The following is a 21,290-nucleotide window of genomic DNA, read 5'->3' as shown; positions in this document are numbered from 1 at the left end:
GTGCAGGGACTAATGTGGAAAAAAGGCATTTTAACTTTTACAGGATTGTGCGGTGCATGGTTCGGCTACACGGCATATCATCTGGCAGGAAAATCGGTCCCATGGATGGCTGAGTGGATTCAGTCAGCAGGATTACTGGGAGCTGGTATATCGACGCTGCTGGGTGCTGTAATGTTTATGGCTGTATGTAACATTGGTGGTACGTTGATGGCAGACAGGCTGCATAGTGGAATTGATTCATTGGCAAAAGTACCTATGAACGAACTGGCTGCAGGTGCCACAGGTACTGTGGCAGGATTGCTGGTGGCCTTGTTGCTCTACCCTATTGTGGGATGGATGGGGACGGCAGGAGATGTACTGCAAGTGGTGCTGACGGTGATTAGTGCCTATTCCGGCTACACCCTTGCCATGGCGAAGAAAGACGATCTGGGGGCCTTCTGGATGTCTGGGCGATGGGGTCATCCGGAGGTAGACGAGGATAGACGGATCGAAGAGCATAAAATTCTGGATACCAGCGTCATTATCGATGGTCGTATTGCCGATATATGCAAAACCGGATTCATTGAAGGTACGATCGTAATTCCGGAATTCGTTCTGGAGGAACTGCAGCATATTGCGGATTCATCGGATCTGCTCAAGCGGAACAGAGGACGGCGTGGACTGGACATTTTGAACAAAATCCAGAAGGAACTCGATGTAAAAGTCCTGATCTATGAAGGGGATTTCGAGGAAATCTCCGAGGTGGACAGCAAACTGGTTAAGCTGGCTAAAGTGCTTCAGGGCAAAGTGGTCACCAATGACTTTAACCTGAATAAAGTGTGTGAACTCCAGGGTGTATCTGTGCTGAACATTAATGATCTTGCCAATGCGGTCAAGCCGGTTGTTCTGCCAGGCGAGGAGATCATGGTACAGATCATCAAGGACGGCAAGGAGCACGGTCAAGGTGTGGCCTATCTGGATGATGGAACAATGATCGTTGTGGAAGGCGGACGCGAGTATATCGGCATGATGATGGAAGTGCTGGTGACCAGTGTGCTGCAGACTTCAGCGGGAAGAATGATTTTTGCCAAGCCGAAACTGTTGGAAAAAGCCCAATAAAGCGGTATGATGGGTAGTGTATCGTTGAATGATATTGTATATCTTTGGACGATAAACTGACAGACAAGGCAGGGATTGCGGCATGAATAAAGGGTGGGGCGTTGTCATTGTGGCAGCAGGTCGCGGAACCCGGATGGGGACGACCGAGAGCAAGCAGTTTCTGTTGCTGCAGGACAAGCCCGTTTTCATACATACGCTTGAGGTATTTGCTGCGCTGGACGAGATCCGTGAGATGGTGCTGGTCGCAGGAGCTGCAGATGTTGAACGCTGCCAGGATTGGGTAAAAGAATACCAATTGGATTCACGTGTCCGTGTTATCCCCGGAGGGAAAGAGAGACAACATTCTGTCCATAAAGGCCTTGAGGCACTTGGGACGGATTGGGTTCTCGTTCACGACGGGGTACGTCCTTTTGTGAACCATGAGCAGATCAAGGGATGCATGGAGGCCGCCATATCCGGTGGAGCAGCTGTACTGGCCGTCCCAGTGAAGGATACGATTAAACAAGTGAATGCGGAAGGAGTCGTTACGGCGACGCCAGACCGCAGCAGTCTGTGGAGCATTCAAACCCCGCAGGCTTTTCGTCTTTCTTCCCTGCTCTCCGCCTACGCATCAGCCGAGCAGGACGGATTTCTGGGGACAGATGACGCCATGCTGGCTGAACGTCAGGGAATGTCGGTCAAGGTTGTGGAAGGCAATTATACCAATATCAAATTAACGACGCCGGAAGATTTGGAATACGCCGCGTTTTTGCTGGGGGGAGAGAAGAAGCGATGATACGAGTAGGACAGGGATTTGATGTACATCAGCTGGTGGAAGGACGTCCGTGCATTATTGGTGGAGTAACGATTCCTTATGAAAAAGGACTGTTGGGTCACTCGGACGCAGATGTGCTGTTGCACGCGATTAGTGATGCCATTTTGGGTGCGCTGGCACTTGGGGATATCGGCAAGCACTTCCCGGATACCGATCAAGAATTCAAGGATGCCGACAGTCTGAAATTGCTGGAGCATGTATGGCAGCTTGTGAAGGATCGCGGATACCGGTTAGGGAATATAGATTCAACGATTATTGCTCAAAAGCCAAAGATGGCTCCTTACATCCCACAGATGGCTGAGGTTATTGCCAAGGCACTGGAAGCGGATGTAACGCAGGTGAACGTGAAAGCAACAACTACAGAGCAACTGGGATTCCCGGGACGGGGAGAGGGCATTGCTGCTCAATCCGTTGTTTGCCTTGTTCGAGTGTGATATCATCAACCAATTAGTGACGGAGGGGATCATATGAGCACGGAAATTCGTGTGCGTTACGCGCCGAGCCCAACGGGACACCTGCATATCGGGAATGCCCGTACGGCGCTGTTTAACTATCTATATGCCAAACATAATAACGGTAAATTCATTATTCGTATTGAAGATACAGACGTGAAACGGAATATTGCCGGTGGTGAAGAAAGCCAGCTGAAATACCTGAAATGGCTCGGAATCGAGTGGGATGAAAGTATTGATGTGGGCGGAGAATACGGACCATACCGTCAAACGGAACGTCTGGATCTCTATCGTAAATATACGCAGGAATTGCTGGATAAAGGTCTGGCATACCGTTGCTTCTGCACGGAAGAAGAATTGGAGCAAGAGCGCGAGGAACAGTCAGCTCGTGGAGAAACGCCGCGTTATTCTGGCAAACACCGTGAGCTTACTTCAGAGCAAATCAGTGCATTTGAAGCGGAAGGCCGCGTAGCAAGTATTCGTTTCCGTGTGCCGGAAGAGCGCACATATACGTTTGATGACATGGTTAAAGGCACAATCTCGTTCAACAGCAAGGAATCCGGTGACTTCGTCATTGTGAAAAAGGACGGCATTCCCACATACAACTATGCCGTTGCTGTGGATGATCATTTGATGAAGATCTCCCACGTTCTGCGTGGGGAAGATCACATCTCGAACACGCCGCGTCAACTGATGATCTATGAAGCGCTCGGCTGGGAGCCGCCGCAATTTGGTCATATGACGCTGATCGTGAATGAAAACCACAAGAAGCTGAGTAAACGGGATGAGTCTGTTATTCAGTTTATTGAGCAGTATGACCAACTCGGCTATTTGCCTGAAGCGATGTTTAACTTCATTTCCCTGCTCGGCTGGTCGCCAGAAGGGGAAGAAGAGATCTTCTCGCAAGAGCAACTGATCTCCATTTTTGATACGAAACGTCTGTCCAAGAGCCCGGCGGTATTTGACACGCACAAGCTGGCTCACTTGAACAACCACTATATCAAACATGCTGACCCGGAACGTATTGCCGAAATGGCCATTCCGCATCTGCAAAAGGCTGGACGGATTCCTTCCGAGCTGTCTGCTGAACAAAAAGAATGGGTATATACTTTGGTACATCTCTACCAGGAGCAGATGAATTCTGCCTCTGATATCGTGGAATTGTCAGAAGTGTTCTTCCGTTCCAATCTGGAGCTGGAAAGTGAAGGAGAAGCTGTACTTGCTGAGGAGCAAGTGCCAACGGTGCTGAAGGCATTTGCGGATAAAGTGCAGGCTAGCGAAGAATTCACGCCAAGCAAAATGGCTGCATTGATCAAGGAAGTGCAGAAAGAGACCAGCTTAAAGGGCAAACAGCTCTTTATGCCAATCCGTGTTGCTTTGACTGGACAGACGCATGGACGGGATCTGAATCAAACGATCGTCCTGCTAGGCCGTGATACGGTGATCGAACGTTTGCTTGCACAAGTAAAGGGTGCTTAATCAAGAACTCCCGGTTATTTGGATCTGAACAGAGTTTATTTTCCATGGATACGAAGGAAGGTTATTGTCAGTCTCAGGCCTTTTCGCTATAATAACAACACAACGATTAAATGATATGATTTATCTAATAGAACAGCAAAGATCGGGAGGAGTAGACTGACCCGGACAGATTCAGAGAGGATGGTCCCGCAGCAAAGAGAGATTTCTTTGTTTGCGGTGGCTGTGAGCCATCCACTGTCCAGCAGTCGAAATGCGCCCGTGAGCTGCATAGCCGAATCCAGCCCCGCCTTTGTCGATCATGATAAGGAAAACGTTAGGATAGGTTGTGACGATTGGTTTCCGTTACCAAACCGCTTGAGGGCTCATTCTATTAAGAATGGACCGAGCAGAGTGGGACCGCGATAAACGCCTCTGCAGCTGAAATAGCTGCAGAGGCGTTTTTTTGTTTAGGCGAGTGTGCAGTACACTACCAAGGAACGCGCCGTCCGGTAAGCCGGAGGACGGGAACCTGAACAAGAGGGGAACGAGCATGTTCAAGAAGATCAGATCAGATATCCAGGCGGTGTTCGAAAACGATCCGGCAGCTCGGGGATGGTTTGAAGTGGTATTTACCTACTCAGGGCTGCATGCGATATGGGCCCACAGGATCGCTCACTTTTTATACAAGCGAAGATGGTTCTCGTTTGCCCGGTTCATTTCGCAGGTGAGTCGTTTTATGACAGGAATTGAGATACACCCTGGAGCTACGATCGGAAATCGGTTGTTTATTGACCATGGAATGGGCGTCGTTATTGGAGAAACATGTGAGATTGGCGATGATGTCGTTATCTATCAGGGGGTTACCCTTGGCGGAACAGGGAAAGAAAAAGGAAAGAGACATCCGACCATTGGTAATAATGTGGTTATCTCATCCGGAGCTAAAGTGCTGGGTTCATTTAGCGTGGGGGATCAATGTAACATTGGTGCCAACTCCGTTGTGCTCAAGGAAGTCCCTTCCAACAGTACAGTAGTGGGTATACCGGGCAGAATTGTTAAACAGGACGGTCGACGTGTAGATCGCCTCAGTCAACAGTTGCCCGATCCGGTCGTTGACTCCTTGCGCAGCATGCAACAAGAACTCGAACGATTGCAGAAAGAAGTACGTACACTGCAGAATACCCGCGAAAATGAGACTGTACGTGATAGGTGATACAATTAATAAAGGCAGTATAGGATGAAAGGATAAGTGACCATGACGCTTCAGATTTATAATACGATGAGTCGTACAAAAGAGGATTTTGTTCCCCAAGAGCCAGGGAAAGTAAAAATGTATGTGTGCGGACCCACGGTATATGACTACATTCATATCGGGAATGCACGACCCGTTATCTTTTTCGACACGGTTCGTGGATACCTGGAACAGACAGGACATGAAGTGAACTATGTGGTGAACTTCACCGATGTAGATGACAAACTGATCCGCAAAGCAGAACAACTTGGGACAGATGTTCCTCACGTGGCGGAGAAGTTTATCGCTGCCTATTATGAAGACCTTGAGGGGTTGGGTATTCCCAAGGCAAGCAGCAACCCGAGAGTAACGGAAAACATGCCGCTGATTATTGATTTCATCCGTGAACTGGTAGAAAAAGGATTTGCGTATGAAAATGGCGGTGACGTCTATTATCGTACAGGCAAATTCAGCGAATACGGCAAACTTTCGAAACAAAACCTGCAGGAACTGCAATTCGGAATCCGTGTGGGAGTGGATGAACGCAAGGAACATCCGGAAGATTTCGTACTTTGGAAGGCAGCCAAACCAGGTGAGATCTATTGGTCCAGCCCTTGGGGCGATGGTCGACCAGGCTGGCATATCGAATGCTCCGCCATGGCTAGGGAGTACCTCGGGGATACGCTGGATATCCATGGGGGTGGACAGGATTTACAGTTCCCACACCATGAGTGCGAATGCGCACAGTCTGAAGTATTGACGGGTAAGCCACTAGCTAACTATTGGATGCATAATGGCTTTATCCGTATCGATAACGAGAAAATGTCGAAATCACTCGGCAATGGTGTTCTCGTTAAAGACTTGCGGAATCAATATAAACGCGAAGCTATTCGTTATTTCATGTTGTCCACCCACTATCGCAACCCATTGAACTTCACGGATGATACGATGGAGCAGGCACAAAACAGTGTGGATCGGATTGCCAATGCCGTGGGTAACCTGAACCATCGTCTGAATGCGGTATCCGTAGATCAGGATATCTCAGCAGATTTTGCGGCAAGACTCGACCAAATCCGTCAGCAGTATCACGAGAAGATGCAGGACGATTTCAATACACCTGATGCAATCACAGCTATGTTTGAGTGGACTGGGGAAGCCAACCAACTGTTGCAGAAAGAAGTAGTTAATGCGGCTGACATTCGTGCACTCCTCGAATTGTTCAACGAACTGAATGCTGTACTGCGCATCTATACTGACGCAGAGCCAGAACTGTTGGATGAAGAAGTGGAGCGTCTGATTGAAGAACGTGTGGAAGCACGCAAGTCCAAAAACTGGGCAAGAGCGGATGAAATTCGCGATGAATTGTCTGCGCGTGGCATCCTGCTTGAGGATACTGCCCAGGGGATGAGATGGCGGCGCAAATGAGCGAGGGCCATTCGAATACACCAAAACAACAGGAGCAGGGTACAGAAGGAGGATGGTTCCCATATCCCCCTTCCAGACCTGCGAGGTTGATTCCTCCTATTGCGCTGGCCTATATTGGTGATGCGGTATATGAGGTGGCAGTTCGTCAGTATCTGTTGTCAAAGGCTAACATGCGTCCCAATCATCTGCACCGTAGTGCAACCGGATTGGTATCAGCGAAGGCACAGAGCCGCATACTTTCAAGTATTGAGGCTGAACTGACGGAAGAAGAACGGGATATCGTCCGGCAAGGAAGGAATGCCAAGTCCGGTAGTATCCCCAAAAATGCAGATGTTTTAGAATACAGACATGCCACGGCATTTGAGTGCCTCATTGGTTATCTCTACAGTAGTGGTTGTCATGAACGCATGATTGAACTGATCGGGCTTGGCATTGAGCAAGCGGAACAACAATCGCCATCACCGACAAAAAAATAGAAATTTCAACAAAACAACGCATTATAGAGAGGATCGAACAACGATGGAAGAAGAATGGATCGCCGGTAAACACTCCGTGACGGAGGCGCTGCGTTCAGGCCGGACCATTAATAAAATATGGATTGCGGATACAGCACAGAAACATCTGACTCAACCTATTATCTCGGAAGCTAAAAAACTCGGTATTGTCATTCAACACGTGGACAAGCGTAAATTGGATCAAACCGTACCAGGCATTCAGCATCAGGGGGTAGTCGCACAAGCGGCACCTTACGCTTATGTGGAGGTAGAAGACATTCTTGCCGCAGCGAAAGCGAAAAATGAGCATCCTTTCCTGATCCTGTTGGATGAGATTGAAGATCCTCATAATCTGGGGTCCATTTTGCGGACAGCAGACTGCACAGGAGCGCATGGTGTTATTGTACCCAAACGTCGCTCTGCAGCGGTAACAGTGACGGTATCCAAAACGTCAGCAGGCGCCGTGGAGTATGTACCTGTGGCTCGTGTAAGTAATCTCGGCCAGACCATTGATCGCCTCAAAGAGGAAGGTGTATGGGTTGTGGGGACAGATGTCACTGCTCATGAAGGCGTCTTTGGTAACAGCGTCTTTACCGGTCCTGTCGCACTGGTAATCGGCAATGAAAACAAGGGAATGGGACGACTCATTCGCGAGAAATGCGATGTGCTGATCAAATTACCGATGCAAGGTCAGATTAATTCCCTGAATGCTTCCGTGGCAGCGGGGGTTGTCATGTATGAAGTGCTCCGGTCACGTCAAGCGCAGGCATAGAAGATATGGCTGACTCCCGTGATGTGCTTCTTGTAGACGGGTACAACATGATTGGCGACTGGCCGGAATTAACCAGACTGGCGGAAAGTGGGTTGGAAGAGGCGCGCAACAGGCTTCTCTTTCGTCTCGCTGACTACCAGGCCTTCTCTGGCCGTCGAGTCATTGTTGTGTTTGACGCCTACCTCGTGCCTGGACTCGGTAAATCCTTTACACAGAGCAAAGTGCAGATTTATTTTACAAAGGAAAAAGAGACGGCAGACGAATGCATTGAGAGACTCGTTCGGGAACTAAGCATGCGAAGACGCCAAATCTATGTGGCTACGAGCGATATGGTAGAGCAACATGTCATATTCGGACAGGGGGCGCTGCGCGTATCTGCAAGGGAGTTGCTGATTGAAGTAGAGCAGAACGAAAAAGAATTAAAGAAACGACTGGAAGAAGATCAGGCGAAGACAACACGGAATACACTTGGAGGCAAGTTAAGTCCGGATGTTTTGAAAGAGTTTGAACGCTGGAGACGGGAATGACTGTTCCTATTTACAAATTTTAGAATATTGAAACTCTTGACAATTATGTTATTGATGTTCTTTTTTAGGCAGAGCGTGGTTGACGGTGTGAGGTACCATCATATATACTGATCGTATATTTCATAGAGTAGAGTAACGGGGTACCTTGCGTTGCAGCCGGAGGGATTGTCTGTGAGTGTCGACCTCAAAGATATCATGTTATCAAAGTATGATTACCAAAGTGACGAAGACATTGTCGAAGCGGTCCGTGAAGGTGAAAGCGAAGCGCTGGAGTTTTTGATTAACAAATATCGTAACTTTGTACGCGCCAAGGCAAGATCTTATTTTCTGATTGGGGCAGACCGGGAAGATATTATTCAAGAAGGAATGATTGGCCTCTACAAATCCATTCGAGATTTCAAAGGGGACAAGCTGGCTTCGTTCAAGGCTTTTGCCGAACTGTGTATTACAAGACAGATCATCACGGCGATTAAGACAGCAACACGTCAGAAACATATTCCGCTTAATTCTTATGTATCTCTGGACAAGCCTATTTATGACGAAGAGTCTGATCGTACGTTACTCGATGTGATTTGTGGAACCCAGGTCAGTGATCCGGAAGAACTTATCATCAATCAGGAAGAGTTTGTGGGCCTGGAAGATAAGATGTCCGAGATTCTAAGTGATCTGGAACGTAAAGTATTGATGTTGTATCTGGACGGGAGATCTTATCAAGAGATTGCAGTAGATTTGGACAGACATGTGAAGTCCATTGATAATGCTCTTCAGCGCGTTAAGCGCAAACTTGAAAAGTACCTGGAAGTTCGAGATAATTAAACACATGTTGTCGTTGACGGAAAAGGCTCGGTGTTCGAGTCTTTTTTTAGTGTCTCAAGTTTATAAAATCAAAGAATGTTTATACTAGTAATCGCTCGGTCCATGCAGGAGAAGAGGAAAACAGAGATTTGAAACAAGAGTAAGTTGTACGGAAGTAATACCCAATGAATGAAAGGCTATTCTTTCATTGACATGGTTATACCCTTGTGATAAAGTGTTTTAGGTAGGCCTAAATTTATGGCTTTTTTTCAGGATCAATTTAGAGACTCTGCTTGAATGTGGAAGTCTTCGGGAGGTGTACATCATGCGGGTAATTATTACTTTGGCTTGTACTAACTGCAAACAAAGAAATTACACTACGACAAAAAACAAGCGTAATCACCCCGACCGCATGGAGATGAAGAAATTTTGCAAGTTTTGTAACGAGCAGACTTCTCATCGCGAAACCAGATAGTTTTTGGAGGTGTCGGCGTGAAACGAAGTTTCAAATCTCTGATTTCCTTTTTCACAGAAAGCTGGGCTGAACTTAAAAAAGTTCGCTGGCCTAATCGTAAAGAGCTGACCAACTACACATTGATCGTACTTGGTACTGTTGTGGTTATGACGCTGTTTTTTTGGGTCATTGACATTGGCATCTCCTTTGTGATCGAAGCGATTATTTAAGAAGGGTTCCGGTGGCTTGATATGGAAAAAAGATGGTACGTCGTTCATACCTATTCAGGGTATGAGAATAAGGTCAAAGCCAATTTAGAAAAACGCGTAGAGTCTATGGGCATGGAAGACAAGATATTCCGCGTTCTTGTTCCTATGGAAGAAGAAGTGGTAAACAAGGACGGTAAGAAAAAAACCGTTATGCGTAAAGTTTACCCCGGTTATGTCTTGGTGGAAATGGTACAGACGGATGATTCTTGGTATGTTGTTCGCAACACACCTGGGGTTACAGGATTTGTCGGTTCGACAGGTTCTGGGTCCAAACCAACTGCCTTGTTGCCTGAAGAAGTGGAACAAATTCTGAAGCACATGGGTATGGTTGAACCTAAGCCGAAAATTGAGTTCGAGATTAAGGAATCCGTACGTATTAAAGTCGGTCCTTTTGCGAATTTTGTAGGCTCCGTGGAAGAAATTTTGGTAGACAAAAGCAAGTTAAAAGTGCACGTGAACATGTTTGGACGGGAAACACCGCTTGAGTTGGAATATACGCAAGTGGAGAAGATATAGTCTCTTCAAGTTTCTTGTGGGAGGGTTGAAAAGCCCGTTAACCACTATTTTGCAAGGAGGTGTCAATCATGGCGAAAAAAGTTATTAAAATGGTAAAACTGCAGATTCCAGCAGGTAAAGCAAACCCAGCACCACCAGTAGGTCCAGCTTTGGGTCAAGCAGGTGTCAACATCATGGCATTCTGTAAAGAATTCAACGCTCGTACTGCTGATCAAGCGGGATTGATTATTCCAGTTGAAATTTCTGTATTCGAGGACCGTTCCTTTACTTTCATCACTAAAACTCCACCAGCAGCAGTTCTGTTGAAAGTGGCAGCTAAAGTTGAAAAAGGATCCGGCGAACCGAACAAGAAAAAAGTTGCTACTGTTAAACGTGATGCGGTTCGTCAAATCGCAGAACAAAAAATGCCTGACCTGAATGCAGCTGACGTTGAGTCTGCTATGCGTATGGTCGAAGGTACTGCCCGCAGCATGGGTATCACCATCGAAGACTAATTTTCATAAGAAACATGGCTTCGTAAAACCGGTCGATTCGCGACCGGTTGATGTGGGAGGTATATCCGCTAACACCACAAAGGAGGAATAAAACATGGCTAAACACGGTAAAAAATACCTGGAAGCTGCTAAGCTGATTGACAGCGAAGCAACTTACGAGCCTTCAGAAGCTGTAGAGCTTGTGAAAAAGGCAGCTACTGCAAAATTCGATGAAACAATCGAAGCGGCAGTTCGTTTGGGTGTAGACCCTCGTAAGCAAGACCAGGCTGTACGTGGTGTTGTTGTCTTGCCACACGGCACAGGTAAAACACAACGCGTATTGGTATTTGCAAAAGGTGACAAAGCGAAAGAAGCGGAAGCGGCTGGCGCGGACTATGTTGGTGATGCAGACATGATCAACAAAATCCAACAAGGCTGGTTCGAATTCGACGTCTGCGTAGCGACACCAGATATGATGAGTGAAGTAGGTAAATTGGGCCGACTGCTCGGCGGTAAAGGTCTGATGCCTAACCCTAAAGCCGGAACGGTAACTTTCGATGTAACTAAGGCTGTTCAAGAAATTAAAGCCGGTAAAATCGAATATCGTCTGGATCGTGCAGGTCAAATTCATGCACCGATCGGTAAAGCTTCTTTCTCTTCTGAGCAACTGAATGAGAACTTTAAAGCTCTCATGGAAGCTCTGAATCGTGCTAAACCGGCGGCAGCAAAAGGTGTTTATCTGAAGAATGTTAGTCTTTCTTCCACGATGGGCCCTGGCGCACGTGTGAACGCAGCAGCTTTTAGATAATAGTTCTTGACAGGGTTGACCTGTTTTGATAAGATATAAAAGTTGTGAGTCCGAGTGACTGACCGTTGACATTTGAATATGCTTACCGTAGACAGTAGGTGCCATTTGGCTTAATTTCCTGCCGAGGTGTGATTATAGAACTTAGAACGATGCAAATCGATGATGAGTATATATCAAGCCTTCGTGAATCTACGGAGGCTTTTCTTAATGGGATAAATTTGATCAGGAGGTGTACAGATTGGCAAACGCAAAAGTGATTCAAGCAAAACAAGAGTCCGTTGATGCAGTAACAGCAAAATTGCGCGAGAGCGTTACAACTGTTGTTGTTGACTATCGCGGATTGAACGTTGCCCAAGTAACTGAGTTGCGTAAGCAACTTCGTGAAGCAGGGATCGAATTCCAAGTGCTGAAAAACTCGTTGCTTCGCCGTGCAGCTGCAGCAGCAGAACTGACAGAACTCGATAGTGTTCTTACAGGTCCTACTGCAATTGCATTCAGCGTAGATGACGTTGTGGCTCCAGCTAAAATTCTGAACGACTTCGCGAAAAAGAACGATGCACTGGAATTGAAAGGTGCAGTCGTAGAAGGTCGCGTAATCGGAGTAGAAGAAGTTAAGGCGTTGGCAGAATTGCCATCCCGCGATGGACTCCTCTCCATGCTCCTCAGCGTGCTTCAAGCGCCAGTGCGCAACTTCGCGCTTGCGGTTAAAGCAGTTGCAGAGAAAGAAGAACAAGGCGCGTAAGCAACTTGGTCTGAACGCTGCTTAGGTGGCAAATGAATTTAAAAAAAATAATATTATATATGGAGGTTCACTCATGAGTAAAGAGCAAATCTTGGAAGCAATCAAAGGCATGACTGTACTGGAATTGAACGATCTTGTTAAAGCAATCGAAGAAGAATTCGGCGTAACTGCTGCAGCTCCAGTAGCTGCTGCAGGTGCAGTAGCTTCTGCTGAAGCTGAGCAATCCGAGTTCGACGTAATCTTGACTAGCGCTGGTGCTTCCAAAATCAACGTTATCAAAGCAGTTCGCGAAATCACAGGTCTTGGCCTGAAAGAAGCAAAAGAACTGGTTGACAACGCTCCAAAAGCATTGAAAGAAAAAGTTGCTAAAGAAGAAGCAGAAGCGGTTAAAGCTAAGCTCGAAGAAGCTGGCGCTACAATCGAAGTTAAATAATTTAGCTTTTATAAGCTAGATGAACAAAACAACAAACCCCTTGACTTATATCAAGGGGTTTGTTGCTGTAATTGTAAATGGAAAGTGAGTGAGGGCATGTCCAATCATTATTATTCGGACAAACCGCAAGTAGCGCATGATCGCAGAGCAACTGAAGCGGTTCTTCGCGGATTCAGTCTGCGACTCGTGACGGACGCCGGTGTGTTTTCTAAAAACGGAATCGATTATGGCAGCAGAGTATTGATTGATGCGATAGAGTTGCCACCAGGAGCTCATGTTCTCGATGTGGGTTGCGGGTATGGCCCGATGGGTCTTACAGCAGCCAAGCTTGTACCGGATGGGCATGTCACCATGATCGATATCAACGAGAGAGCCGTTGAACTTTCCAGGGAAAATGCAAAAGCAAACGGAATCAGCAATGTTACGGTATTGCAAAGTAATCTACTGGCTGAAGTAAAAAAGCAAGATTTTGACGTTGTACTGACCAATCCACCTATAAGGGCTGGGAAAGAAACGGTTCATGCTATTTTCGAACAGGCACATCGTCATTTGAAGGTAGGCGGTTCGTTATGGATTGTCATTCAGAAAAAGCAGGGGGCCCCATCAGCGAAAGCGAAATTGGAATCTTTGTTTGGACGAGTGGAAGAAGTGACGAAGGATAAAGGCTATCGGATTTTTAAAGCGGTGAAAGCGGAAGAAGCATCTACTAAAAGCTAAATCCGAGTTTGTAAAGTAAGCAGGGGATCATTTTTTTTGCAATAGGACTATTGACTTGAAATTCAGGTCGTGGTATTATTGTAAAATGTCAGTATTAAGATGCCCTACTTGGCTTTAGCTAACTAAAAATGTCAACCTTTTTTTACGCCGAACGGGCTTATTATGCCTACGTTTGGCGTATAATATGTACATTTTGGGCAAACTGGGGATAAGAATGATTTGGAAAGACATCCGCCGATCAAAGTTGCTCTTTTTTCGAACGACATTTCGAGTAAGGGCTTTTCTTTATTTGTGGATGCATTGCTTTGCTCTGTATGTGTACCATTATAAGGTTACAAACAGAGGTTCGCAACGAAATTTTTAAAGTGAGTAGACATTGAGGGGTGAGTTTAAGTTGGCAGGACATCTTGTTCAATATGGTCGACGCACTCGGCGCAGTTATGCACGAATTAACGAGATACTCGAAGTTCCGAACCTGATCGAAATCCAACAAAAATCCTATGATTGGTTTTTGGAGGAAGGGTTGCGCGAAATGTTCCAGGATATCTCGCCGATCCAGGATTTCACAGGTAACTTGATTTTGGAATTTATCGATTACAGTCTCGGTGAACCGAAGTATACAGTAGACGACGCGAAGGAACGTGACGTTACTTATGCAGCACCGCTTCGGGTCAAAGTCCGGCTCATTAATAAGGAAACCGGCGAAGTCAAAGAGCAGGAAGTATTCATGGGAGATTTCCCGCTGATGACCAACACGGGCACATTTATTATTAATGGTGCGGAACGGGTTATTGTCAGCCAGTTGGTTCGCTCTCCTAGCGTTTACTTCAGTACCAAAGTAGATAAAAATGCCAAAAAAACGTATACCGCTACAGTTATTCCTAACCGCGGCGCTTGGCTGGAACTGGAGATGGACGCGAAGGATGTTGTTTACGTCCGGATCGACCGTACACGTAAAATACCAGTTACGGTTCTCCTGCGTTCACTTGGTTTTGGCACAGATGCTGAGATTTTGGATCTGCTCGGTAATGACGAATATATTCGCAACACACTGGACAAAGACAACACGGATTCCACGGAGAAAGCACTCATTGAGATCTATGAGCGTCTTCGTCCGGGCGAGCCGCCAACGCTTGATAATGCGAAAAGCTTGCTCGTAGCGCGTTTCTTTGATCCAAAACGTTATGACCTGGCTAATGTAGGTCGTTACAAAATGAATAAAAAGCTTCACATCAAAAACCGTTTGTTTAACCAGCGTTTGGCTGAGTCACTTGTGGACGCTGAAACAGGTGAAATCATCGCTGAAGCAGGTCAAATGGTTGATCGTCGCTTGTTGGATGAAATCATGCCGTATCTTGAGAAAAGCGTTGGGTTCCGCACGTATCACGTGGGTAACGGCGTTTTGGATGCCAATGATATCCCTATGCAAACGATTGATGTGTTCTCACCAACTGAAGATGGTAAAGTGGTTAAACTGATTGCCAATGGAATCATTGACAAGTCCGTTAAAAACGTGACGCCGGCGGATATCATTTCCTCCATCAGTTATTTCCTTAACCTTCTGCAGGGGATTGGTAGCACGGATGATATCGATCATCTGGGTAACCGTCGTTTGCGTTCGGTGGGTGAACTCCTGCAGAATCAGTTCCGTATCGGTTTGTCCCGTATGGAGCGTGTGGTTCGTGAGAGAATGTCCATTCAGGATGCTAACGTAATTACACCACAGGCATTGATCAACATACGTCCTGTTATTGCATCGATTAAAGAGTTCTTTGGTAGTTCCCAGTTGTCACAGTTTATGGATCAAACGAACCCACTGGGTGAGTTGACACATAAACGTCGTTTGTCCGCACTCGGACCCGGTGGTTTGACACGTGAGCGCGCAGGTATGGAAGTGCGTGACGTCCATCCATCCCACTATGGCCGGATGTGTCCAATCGAGACTCCAGAGGGACCGAACATCGGTTTGATCAACTCCTTGTCTACGTTCGCCCGTGTGAATGAATATGGCTTCATTGAAGCTCCATATCGTTGGGTTGATCCGAAGACAGGTATTGTAACCGAGCAAATTGATTACCTGACAGCGGACGAAGAGGACAACTATGTCATCGCGCAAGCGAATGCGAAGTTGAACGAAGACGGTACATTTGAAGAAGAAGCGATCATTGTACGTTACAACAAACAGTCGGATAACATCCTTACGATGCCGAGTGAGCGAGTTGACTACATGGACGTATCTCCTAAACAGGTTGTATCCGTCGCTACAGCGCTTATCCCGTTCCTTGAGAACGATGACTCCAACCGTGCACTCATGGGATCCAACATGCAGCGGCAGGCGGTTCCACTCTTGATTCCTAAAGCACCACTTGTAGGAACAGGTATGGAGCACAAAGCTGCAAAAGATTCTGGTGTATGTATTGTCTCCGATTATGACGGAATTATTGAACGTTCTTCTGCGAACGAAATTTGGCTCCGTCGTGTTGAAGAAGTGGACGGTCAGGAAGTCAAAGGCGATATCGTTAAATATAAATTACACAAATTTATGCGTTCGAACCAAGGAACATGCATTAACCAGCGTCCGATTGTCAAAAGAGGTGCCGCTGTAAAAGCTGGCGATATCCTCGCTGATGGTCCTTCAACGGAAATGGGTGAATTGGCTCTGGGACGTAACGTCGTTGTTGCCTTCATGACTTGGGAAGGTTACAACTACGAGGATGCGATCTTGCTCAGTGAAAAACTCGTTAAGGAAGATGTATACACATCGATCCATATCGAGGAGTATGAGTCAGAAGCACGTGATACCAAGCTCGGACCTGAAGAGATCACACGTGATATCCCTAACGTTGGGGAAGAAGCGTTGCGTAACTTGGATGAGCGCGGTATTATCCGCATCGGTGCTGAGATTAGCGCTGGCGACATTCTGGTTGGTAAAGTAACGCCTAAGGGTGTAACGGAGCTGACTGCAGAAGAACGTCTCTTGCACGCGATCTTCGGTGAGAAAGCACGTGAAGTACGTGATACTTCCTTGCGTGTACCACATGGTACTGACGGTATCGTAGTAGACGTGAAAGTATTTACCCGTGAAAACGGTGATGAGCTGCCTCCAGGTGTTAACCAACTCGTTCGTGTCTATATCGCTCAAAAACGGAAAATCTCCGAGGGTGACAAAATGGCCGGACGTCACGGTAACAAAGGGGTCGTGGCCCGCATCTTGCCGGAAGAAGATATGCCTTTCCTGCCAGATGGTACACCTGTTCAGATCGTTCTTAACCCACTGGGCGTACCTTCCCGGATGAACATCGGTCAAGTACTCGAGGTTCACTTGGGTATGGCTGCGATGCAACTGGGTATTCACGTAGCAACTCCTGTATTCGACGGAGCGAAGGAGTATGACGTCTTCGATACGATGGAAGAAGCAGGTATGCAACGTAATGGTAAAACCGTCCTGTATGATGGTCGTACAGGTGAAGAGTTTGAACGTGAAGTTACTGTGGGTGTCATGCACATGATCAAATTGGCACACATGGTTGATGATAAAATCCATGCCCGTTCCACGGGTCCTTACTCACTTGTTACGCAACAGCCATTGGGTGGTAAAGCCCAATTCGGTGGACAGCGTTTCGGGGAGATGGAAGTATGGGCGCTTGAGGCATACGGTGCGGCTTATACACTGCAAGAAATCTTGACTGTTAAGTCCGATGATGTTGTTGGTCGGGTTAAAACGTATGAATCCATCGTCAAAGGCGAGAATGTTCCGGAACCAGGCGTTCCTGAGTCATTCAAAGTATTGATCAAAGAGCTGCAAAGCTTGGGTATGGACGTTAAGATTTTGAGTGAAGATGAGCAAGAGATTGAAATGAGAGAAATGGACGATGAAGATGACGCTGCGAGCGATAAGCTCAGCCTCAACCTTGAGGGTACAGAGGTCGGAGCGGAATAACCGCTTCGAGCGCATGATGACCGGCGTTTTTCATCAGGCTCGCGTCTCGCTCCGGCTTCGGCCGGAGAGGGCGTAACCTAGAATACAGGAATTGGTTAAGGAGGGTTGCTCCTTGTTGGACGTCAACAATTTCGAATACATGAAGATCGGGCTTGCTTCCCCAGAGAAAATTCGTTCTTGGTCCCGCGGAGAAGTGAAAAAACCGGAAACGATCAACTATCGTACGTTGAAACCGGAAAAAGAAGGGCTGTTCTGCGAAAAGATTTTTGGCCCTACAAAAGACTGGGAATGTCATTGCGGTAAATACAAACGCGTCCGTTATAAAGGCGTTGTCTGTGATCGTTGTGGTGTTGAAGTAACACGTGCGAAAGTACGCCGCGAACGGATGGGCCATATTGAGCTCGCTGCTCCGGTATCGCATATCTGGTACTTCAAAGGTATTCCGAGCCGTATGGGTCTTGCGCTGGATATGTCTCCAAGATCACTCGAAGAGATTATTTATTTTGCATCATATGTTGTAACTGATCCAGGAGAAACTCCACTGGAGAAAAAACAGCTGTTGTCCGAGAAAGAATACCGCAGCTACCGTGAAAAATACGGATATGGTTTCCAGGCTGGCATGGGCGCAGAAGCGGTTAAAAAACTGCTTCAAGACCTTGATATAGATAAAGAGCTTGAATTCCTGAAGGAAGAGCTCCGCACTGCACAAGGACAACGTCGTAATCGTGCGATCAAACGTCTGGAAGTTATCGAAGCATTCCGCAACTCCGGCAACAAGCCAGAGTGGATGATCATGGATGTACTTCCTGTTATCCCGCCGGAACTTCGTCCAATGGTACAGCTGGATGGTGGACGTTTTGCAACGTCTGACCTGAATGACCTGTATCGCCGTGTAATTAACCGGAACAACCGTCTGAAACGTCTGCTTGATCTGGGCGCGCCAGATATTATCGTGCAAAATGAAAAACGGATGTTGCAGGAAGCTGTTGACGCATTGATCGATAATGGTCGTCGCGGACGCCCGGTAACGGGTCCTGGTAACCGTCCTTTGAAATCCCTCAGCCACATGCTGAAAGGTAAACAAGGACGTTTCCGTCAGAACTTGCTGGGTAAACGGGTTGATTATTCTGGTCGTTCCGTTATCGTTGTCGGACCTTACCTGAAAATGTATCAGTGTGGTCTGCCAAAAGATATGGCACTGGAACTGTTCAAGCCTTTCGTTATGAAAGAGCTCGTTAATAAAGGCCTTGCCCACAACATCAAGAGCGCAAAACGTAAAGTTGAGCGTGTAAGTCCTGAAGTATGGGATGTTCTTGAAGAAGTAATCAAGGAGCATCCGGTTCTGTTGAACCGTGCCCCTACGCTTCACAGACTCGGTATTCAAGCATTTGAACCGATTCTCGTTGAAGGTAAAGCAATTCGTCTTCACCCACTCGTATGTACGGCATACAATGCCGACTTTGACGGTGACCAAATGGCCGTGCACGTTCCGTTGTCTGCTGAAGCTCAAGCGGAAGCGCGTATCCTGATGCTCGCATCAGGTAACATTTTGAACCCGAAAGACGGTAAACCGGTTGTTACTCCTTCCCAGGATATGGTGCTTGGTTCTTACTACCTCACTATGGACAACAAGGAAGAAAAGGGCACAGGTATGATCTTGCGTACAGTTAACGAAGCTGTATCGGCATACCAACGTGGTACTGCTGGTCTGCATGCGCGTGTAGCTATTCCGGTTAAGGCGCTTGGTAAAACAAGCTTCACGGAAGAGCAGCAAGAAGGAATGTTGCTGACAACTATCGGTAAAATTATCTTCAATGAAATTTTCCCGGCAAGCTTCCCGTATATCAATGATGCGACTCGTGCTAACCTGTACCAAGGTACTGCAGATCACTCATTTGTATATGAAAAAGGTGCTGATCTCAGAGAAGCTATTATGAATGCTCCTCTGGCTGGCGGTGTCGGTAAAGAATACCTCGGCTCCATCATTGCACGTTGTTTTGAAATTTATCACACAACGGAAACAGCCGTTATTTTGGATAAAATCAAACAACTTGGATTCACATACTCTACACGTGCCGGTATTACGGTTGCGGTATCTGATGTTATCGTTCCACCTGAGAAGTTTGAAATTCTTAGACAGTCTGAGGAAAAGGCACAAATCGTTACGAACCAGTACCGTCGTGGTCTGATTACGAATGAAGAGCGCTATGACCGTATCATTGATATCTGGTCAAAATCCAAAGATGACATCACTGAGATTCTGATGAAGTCCATGGATCGATACAACTCGATCATGATGATGGTAGACTCCAAAGCACGGGGTAACAAATCGCAAATCACCCAATTGGGCGGTATGCGTGGTCTGATGGCCAACCCATCCGGTCGTATTATCGAACTCCCAATCAAATCGAACTTCCGTGAAGGTCTGACGGTACTCGAGTACTTTATCTCCACTCACGGAGCGCGTAAAGGTTTGGCGGATACAGCCCTGCGTACAGCCGATTCAGGTTACCTGACTCGTCGTCTCGTAGACGTAGCCCAAGACGTAATTGTGCGTGATGATGATTGTGGTACAGATAAAGGCTTTACGGTAAGTCGTATCCAGGATGGTAAAGAAGTTATCGAAGATCTCTACGACCGTATTGAAGGCAGATACTGCTTCGAGACTCTTCGTCATCCGGAAACGAAAGAAATCATTGTAGGTCGCAATGAATTGATTGACTCCGATAAAGCAGAAGCGATCATCAAAGCAGGTATTACTAAATTGCAAATCCGCTCCGTCCTCAGCTGCCGTGCAAGTCATGGTGTCTGCAAGAAGTGTTATGGTCGCAACCTCGCGACTGGTAAACACGTGGAGATTGGTGAAGCAGTTGGTATTATTGCAGCACAATCCATTGGTGAGCCGGGAACACAGCTTACAATGCGTACATTCCACACCGGTGGTGTAGCCGGAGACGATATTACGCAAGGTTTGCCGCGTATCCAGGAGTTGTTTGAAGCTCGTAATCCTAAGGGTCAAGCAACAATCAGTGAGATTGATGGTGTAGTTAAAGAGATTCGCGAAGCGAAAGATCGTCGTGAAATCGAAATTCAAGGTGAGGCGGAATCCAAAGTTTACTCCGTTACCTACGGTTCCCGTGTACGTGTAAGTGAAGGCATGGAAGTTGAAGCAGGCGATGAGTTAACAGATGGTTCCATCGATCCAAAAGAAATGCTGCGCATTAAAGGCGTACGTGGCGTACAAAACTACATTTTGCAGGAAGTACAGCGCGTATACCGTAACCAAGGCGTAGAAATCAATGACAAGCACGTTGAAGTTATGATCCGTCAAATGCTGCGTAAAATCCGCATCGTAGATGCAGGGGATACAACGCTGTTGCCAGGATCGTTCGTAGATACGCATGAGTACGAAAGAGCTAACAAAATTGCGATTCTTAGTGATAAAGAGCCAGCGGTTGCTAAACCAATCCTGCTCGGTATTACGAAAGCATCCCTGGAAACAGACTCCTTCCTCTCGGCGGCTTCGTTCCAAGAAACTACACGTGTACTGACAGATGCAGCGATCAAAGGTAAAGTCGATCAGTTGCTCGGTCTGAAGGAAAATGTAATCATCGGTAAATTGATCCCTGCTGGTACAGGTATGCACCGTTACCGCAGCATCAAATTTGCTGAGCCAGAAGATGGCCAATCTTCAGTAGAAGAACTTGAGCCAGTTTCGGTTGATTAAATAGATTCCTCCTCATTTAGAGGGGAATGAAAGTTTTGTGCGTCAGGAGGCGGACGCTTGTATAATGCAGGCGGACGAATCCTGATGTACGTAAACTTTTAAAAAATGTTTTAGGATTAGCATTGACAATGCTTGCGCTAGATGCTAA

The 21,290-nt window shown here is 46.8% G+C and carries 20 protein-coding genes and 1 other annotated feature; all 20 genes read left to right on the top strand.

Annotation, left to right across the window (positions count from 1 at the left end):
- Positions 1 to 12 precede the first annotated feature (12 nt).
- The 20 genes from M1D71_RS26190 (at position 13) to rpoC (ending at position 21,142) form a co-directional block, all read left to right on the top strand.
- Positions 13 to 1,098 (top strand): PIN domain-containing protein, encoded by a 1,086-nt coding sequence (locus M1D71_RS26190; RefSeq protein WP_458124253.1) that lies wholly within the window; start codon positions 13 to 15, stop codon positions 1,096 to 1,098.
- Between the two features lie 82 nt (positions 1,099 to 1,180).
- Positions 1,181 to 1,873 (top strand): 2-C-methyl-D-erythritol 4-phosphate cytidylyltransferase, encoded by a 693-nt coding sequence (gene ispD / locus M1D71_RS26185; protein WP_458124252.1) that lies wholly within the window; start codon positions 1,181 to 1,183, stop codon positions 1,871 to 1,873.
- Entirely contained in the window at positions 1,870 to 2,346 is a 477-nt protein-coding gene (gene ispF, locus M1D71_RS26180) for a 2-C-methyl-D-erythritol 2,4-cyclodiphosphate synthase (protein ID WP_458124251.1), read from the top strand. Before ispD ends, ispF begins: the two co-directional genes overlap by 4 nt.
- Positions 2,347 to 2,379: 33 nt before the next feature.
- Positions 2,380 to 3,843: a glutamate--tRNA ligase gene (gene gltX, locus M1D71_RS26175; RefSeq protein ID WP_458124250.1), complete on the top strand. Its 1,464-nt coding sequence runs from the start codon at positions 2,380 to 2,382 to the stop codon at positions 3,841 to 3,843.
- 529 nt (positions 3,844 to 4,372) lie between these two features.
- Positions 4,373 to 5,032, top strand: coding sequence for a serine O-acetyltransferase (gene cysE / locus M1D71_RS26170; protein WP_458124249.1), 660 nt, complete (start codon positions 4,373 to 4,375; stop codon positions 5,030 to 5,032).
- Between the two features lie 42 nt (positions 5,033 to 5,074).
- Positions 5,075 to 6,475, top strand: coding sequence for a cysteine--tRNA ligase (gene cysS / locus M1D71_RS26165; protein ID WP_458124248.1), 1,401 nt, complete (start codon positions 5,075 to 5,077; stop codon positions 6,473 to 6,475).
- Complete coding sequence (locus M1D71_RS26160) at positions 6,472 to 6,951, top strand: Mini-ribonuclease 3 (protein ID WP_458124247.1); 480 nt, start codon at positions 6,472 to 6,474, stop codon at positions 6,949 to 6,951. The genes cysS and M1D71_RS26160 overlap by 4 nt, the downstream gene beginning before the upstream one ends.
- Positions 6,952 to 6,994: 43 nt before the next feature.
- Complete coding sequence (gene rlmB, locus M1D71_RS26155; protein WP_458124246.1) at positions 6,995 to 7,741, top strand: 23S rRNA (guanosine(2251)-2'-O)-methyltransferase RlmB; 747 nt, start codon at positions 6,995 to 6,997, stop codon at positions 7,739 to 7,741.
- Positions 7,742 to 7,746: 5 nt separating this feature from the next.
- Positions 7,747 to 8,268: an NYN domain-containing protein gene (locus tag M1D71_RS26150; protein WP_062836174.1), complete on the top strand. Its 522-nt coding sequence runs from the start codon at positions 7,747 to 7,749 to the stop codon at positions 8,266 to 8,268.
- A gap of 171 nt (positions 8,269 to 8,439) precedes the next feature.
- Positions 8,440 to 9,084, top strand: a complete 645-nt coding sequence (gene sigH, locus M1D71_RS26145; RefSeq protein WP_024633601.1) for an RNA polymerase sporulation sigma factor SigH — start codon at positions 8,440 to 8,442, stop codon at positions 9,082 to 9,084.
- 304 nt (positions 9,085 to 9,388) lie between these two features.
- On the top strand, positions 9,389 to 9,538 hold the full coding sequence (gene rpmG, locus M1D71_RS26140) for a 50S ribosomal protein L33 (RefSeq protein ID WP_072735843.1): 150 nt from the start codon (positions 9,389 to 9,391) through the stop codon (positions 9,536 to 9,538).
- Positions 9,539 to 9,555: 17 nt separating this feature from the next.
- Entirely contained in the window at positions 9,556 to 9,747 is a 192-nt protein-coding gene (gene secE / locus M1D71_RS26135) for a preprotein translocase subunit SecE (protein WP_105406954.1), read from the top strand.
- 21 nt (positions 9,748 to 9,768) lie between these two features.
- Positions 9,769 to 10,302: a transcription termination/antitermination protein NusG gene (nusG, locus tag M1D71_RS26130; RefSeq protein ID WP_145336484.1), complete on the top strand. Its 534-nt coding sequence runs from the start codon at positions 9,769 to 9,771 to the stop codon at positions 10,300 to 10,302.
- A gap of 68 nt (positions 10,303 to 10,370) precedes the next feature.
- On the top strand, positions 10,371 to 10,796 hold the full coding sequence (gene rplK, locus M1D71_RS26125; protein WP_056697655.1) for a 50S ribosomal protein L11: 426 nt from the start codon (positions 10,371 to 10,373) through the stop codon (positions 10,794 to 10,796).
- A 94-nt stretch (positions 10,797 to 10,890) separates the two neighbouring features.
- Complete coding sequence (rplA, locus tag M1D71_RS26120) at positions 10,891 to 11,583, top strand: 50S ribosomal protein L1 (RefSeq protein WP_017692063.1); 693 nt, start codon at positions 10,891 to 10,893, stop codon at positions 11,581 to 11,583.
- 67 nt (positions 11,584 to 11,650) lie between these two features.
- Positions 11,651 to 11,797 (top strand) — a sequence feature (ribosomal protein L10 leader region).
- 24 nt (positions 11,798 to 11,821) lie between these two features.
- Positions 11,822 to 12,325: a 50S ribosomal protein L10 gene (rplJ, locus tag M1D71_RS26115; protein ID WP_017692064.1), complete on the top strand. Its 504-nt coding sequence runs from the start codon at positions 11,822 to 11,824 to the stop codon at positions 12,323 to 12,325.
- 73 nt (positions 12,326 to 12,398) lie between these two features.
- The gene (gene rplL, locus M1D71_RS26110) at positions 12,399 to 12,758 is read left to right on the top strand and encodes a 50S ribosomal protein L7/L12 (protein WP_145326574.1); all 360 of its coding nucleotides are present in this window, start codon (positions 12,399 to 12,401) and stop codon (positions 12,756 to 12,758) included.
- Positions 12,759 to 12,854: 96 nt separating this feature from the next.
- Positions 12,855 to 13,475, top strand: coding sequence for a class I SAM-dependent methyltransferase (locus M1D71_RS26105; protein ID WP_458124245.1), 621 nt, complete (start codon positions 12,855 to 12,857; stop codon positions 13,473 to 13,475).
- A 394-nt stretch (positions 13,476 to 13,869) separates the two neighbouring features.
- Positions 13,870 to 17,415, top strand: a complete 3,546-nt coding sequence (rpoB, locus tag M1D71_RS26100; RefSeq protein ID WP_145326572.1) for a DNA-directed RNA polymerase subunit beta — start codon at positions 13,870 to 13,872, stop codon at positions 17,413 to 17,415.
- A gap of 112 nt (positions 17,416 to 17,527) precedes the next feature.
- Positions 17,528 to 21,142, top strand: coding sequence for a DNA-directed RNA polymerase subunit beta' (gene rpoC / locus M1D71_RS26095; protein ID WP_458124244.1), 3,615 nt, complete (start codon positions 17,528 to 17,530; stop codon positions 21,140 to 21,142).
- Positions 21,143 to 21,290 lie beyond the last annotated feature (148 nt).

Source organism: Paenibacillus sp. Z3-2, assembly GCF_054161325.1.
Note: the sequence above shows the minus strand (reverse complement) of the source record. Positions and strands in the feature narration are given on the sequence as shown.

Excerpts from the sequence above, each read along its gene's own strand:
- rlmB (WP_458124246.1), top strand. The coding sequence starts at position 6,995 with ATGGAAGAAGAATGGATCGCCGGTAAACACTCCGTGACGGAGGCGCTG.
- rplL (WP_145326574.1), top strand. The coding sequence starts at position 12,399 with ATGAGTAAAGAGCAAATCTTGGAAGCAATCAAAGGCATGACTGTACTG.
- M1D71_RS26160 (WP_458124247.1), top strand. The coding sequence starts at position 6,472 with ATGAGCGAGGGCCATTCGAATACACCAAAACAACAGGAGCAGGGTACA.
- gltX (WP_458124250.1), top strand. The coding sequence starts at position 2,380 with ATGAGCACGGAAATTCGTGTGCGTTACGCGCCGAGCCCAACGGGACAC.
- M1D71_RS26105 (WP_458124245.1), top strand. The coding sequence starts at position 12,855 with ATGTCCAATCATTATTATTCGGACAAACCGCAAGTAGCGCATGATCGC.
- ispD (WP_458124252.1), top strand. The coding sequence starts at position 1,181 with ATGAATAAAGGGTGGGGCGTTGTCATTGTGGCAGCAGGTCGCGGAACC.
- M1D71_RS26190 (WP_458124253.1), top strand. The coding sequence starts at position 13 with ATGTGGAAAAAAGGCATTTTAACTTTTACAGGATTGTGCGGTGCATGG.
- ispF (WP_458124251.1), top strand. The coding sequence starts at position 1,870 with ATGATACGAGTAGGACAGGGATTTGATGTACATCAGCTGGTGGAAGGA.
- nusG (WP_145336484.1), top strand. The coding sequence starts at position 9,769 with ATGGAAAAAAGATGGTACGTCGTTCATACCTATTCAGGGTATGAGAAT.
- cysS (WP_458124248.1), top strand. The coding sequence starts at position 5,075 with ATGACGCTTCAGATTTATAATACGATGAGTCGTACAAAAGAGGATTTT.
- rplA (WP_017692063.1), top strand. The coding sequence starts at position 10,891 with ATGGCTAAACACGGTAAAAAATACCTGGAAGCTGCTAAGCTGATTGAC.
- M1D71_RS26150 (WP_062836174.1), top strand. The coding sequence starts at position 7,747 with ATGGCTGACTCCCGTGATGTGCTTCTTGTAGACGGGTACAACATGATT.
- rplK (WP_056697655.1), top strand. The coding sequence starts at position 10,371 with ATGGCGAAAAAAGTTATTAAAATGGTAAAACTGCAGATTCCAGCAGGT.
- cysE (WP_458124249.1), top strand. The coding sequence starts at position 4,373 with ATGTTCAAGAAGATCAGATCAGATATCCAGGCGGTGTTCGAAAACGAT.
- rpmG (WP_072735843.1), top strand. The coding sequence starts at position 9,389 with ATGCGGGTAATTATTACTTTGGCTTGTACTAACTGCAAACAAAGAAAT.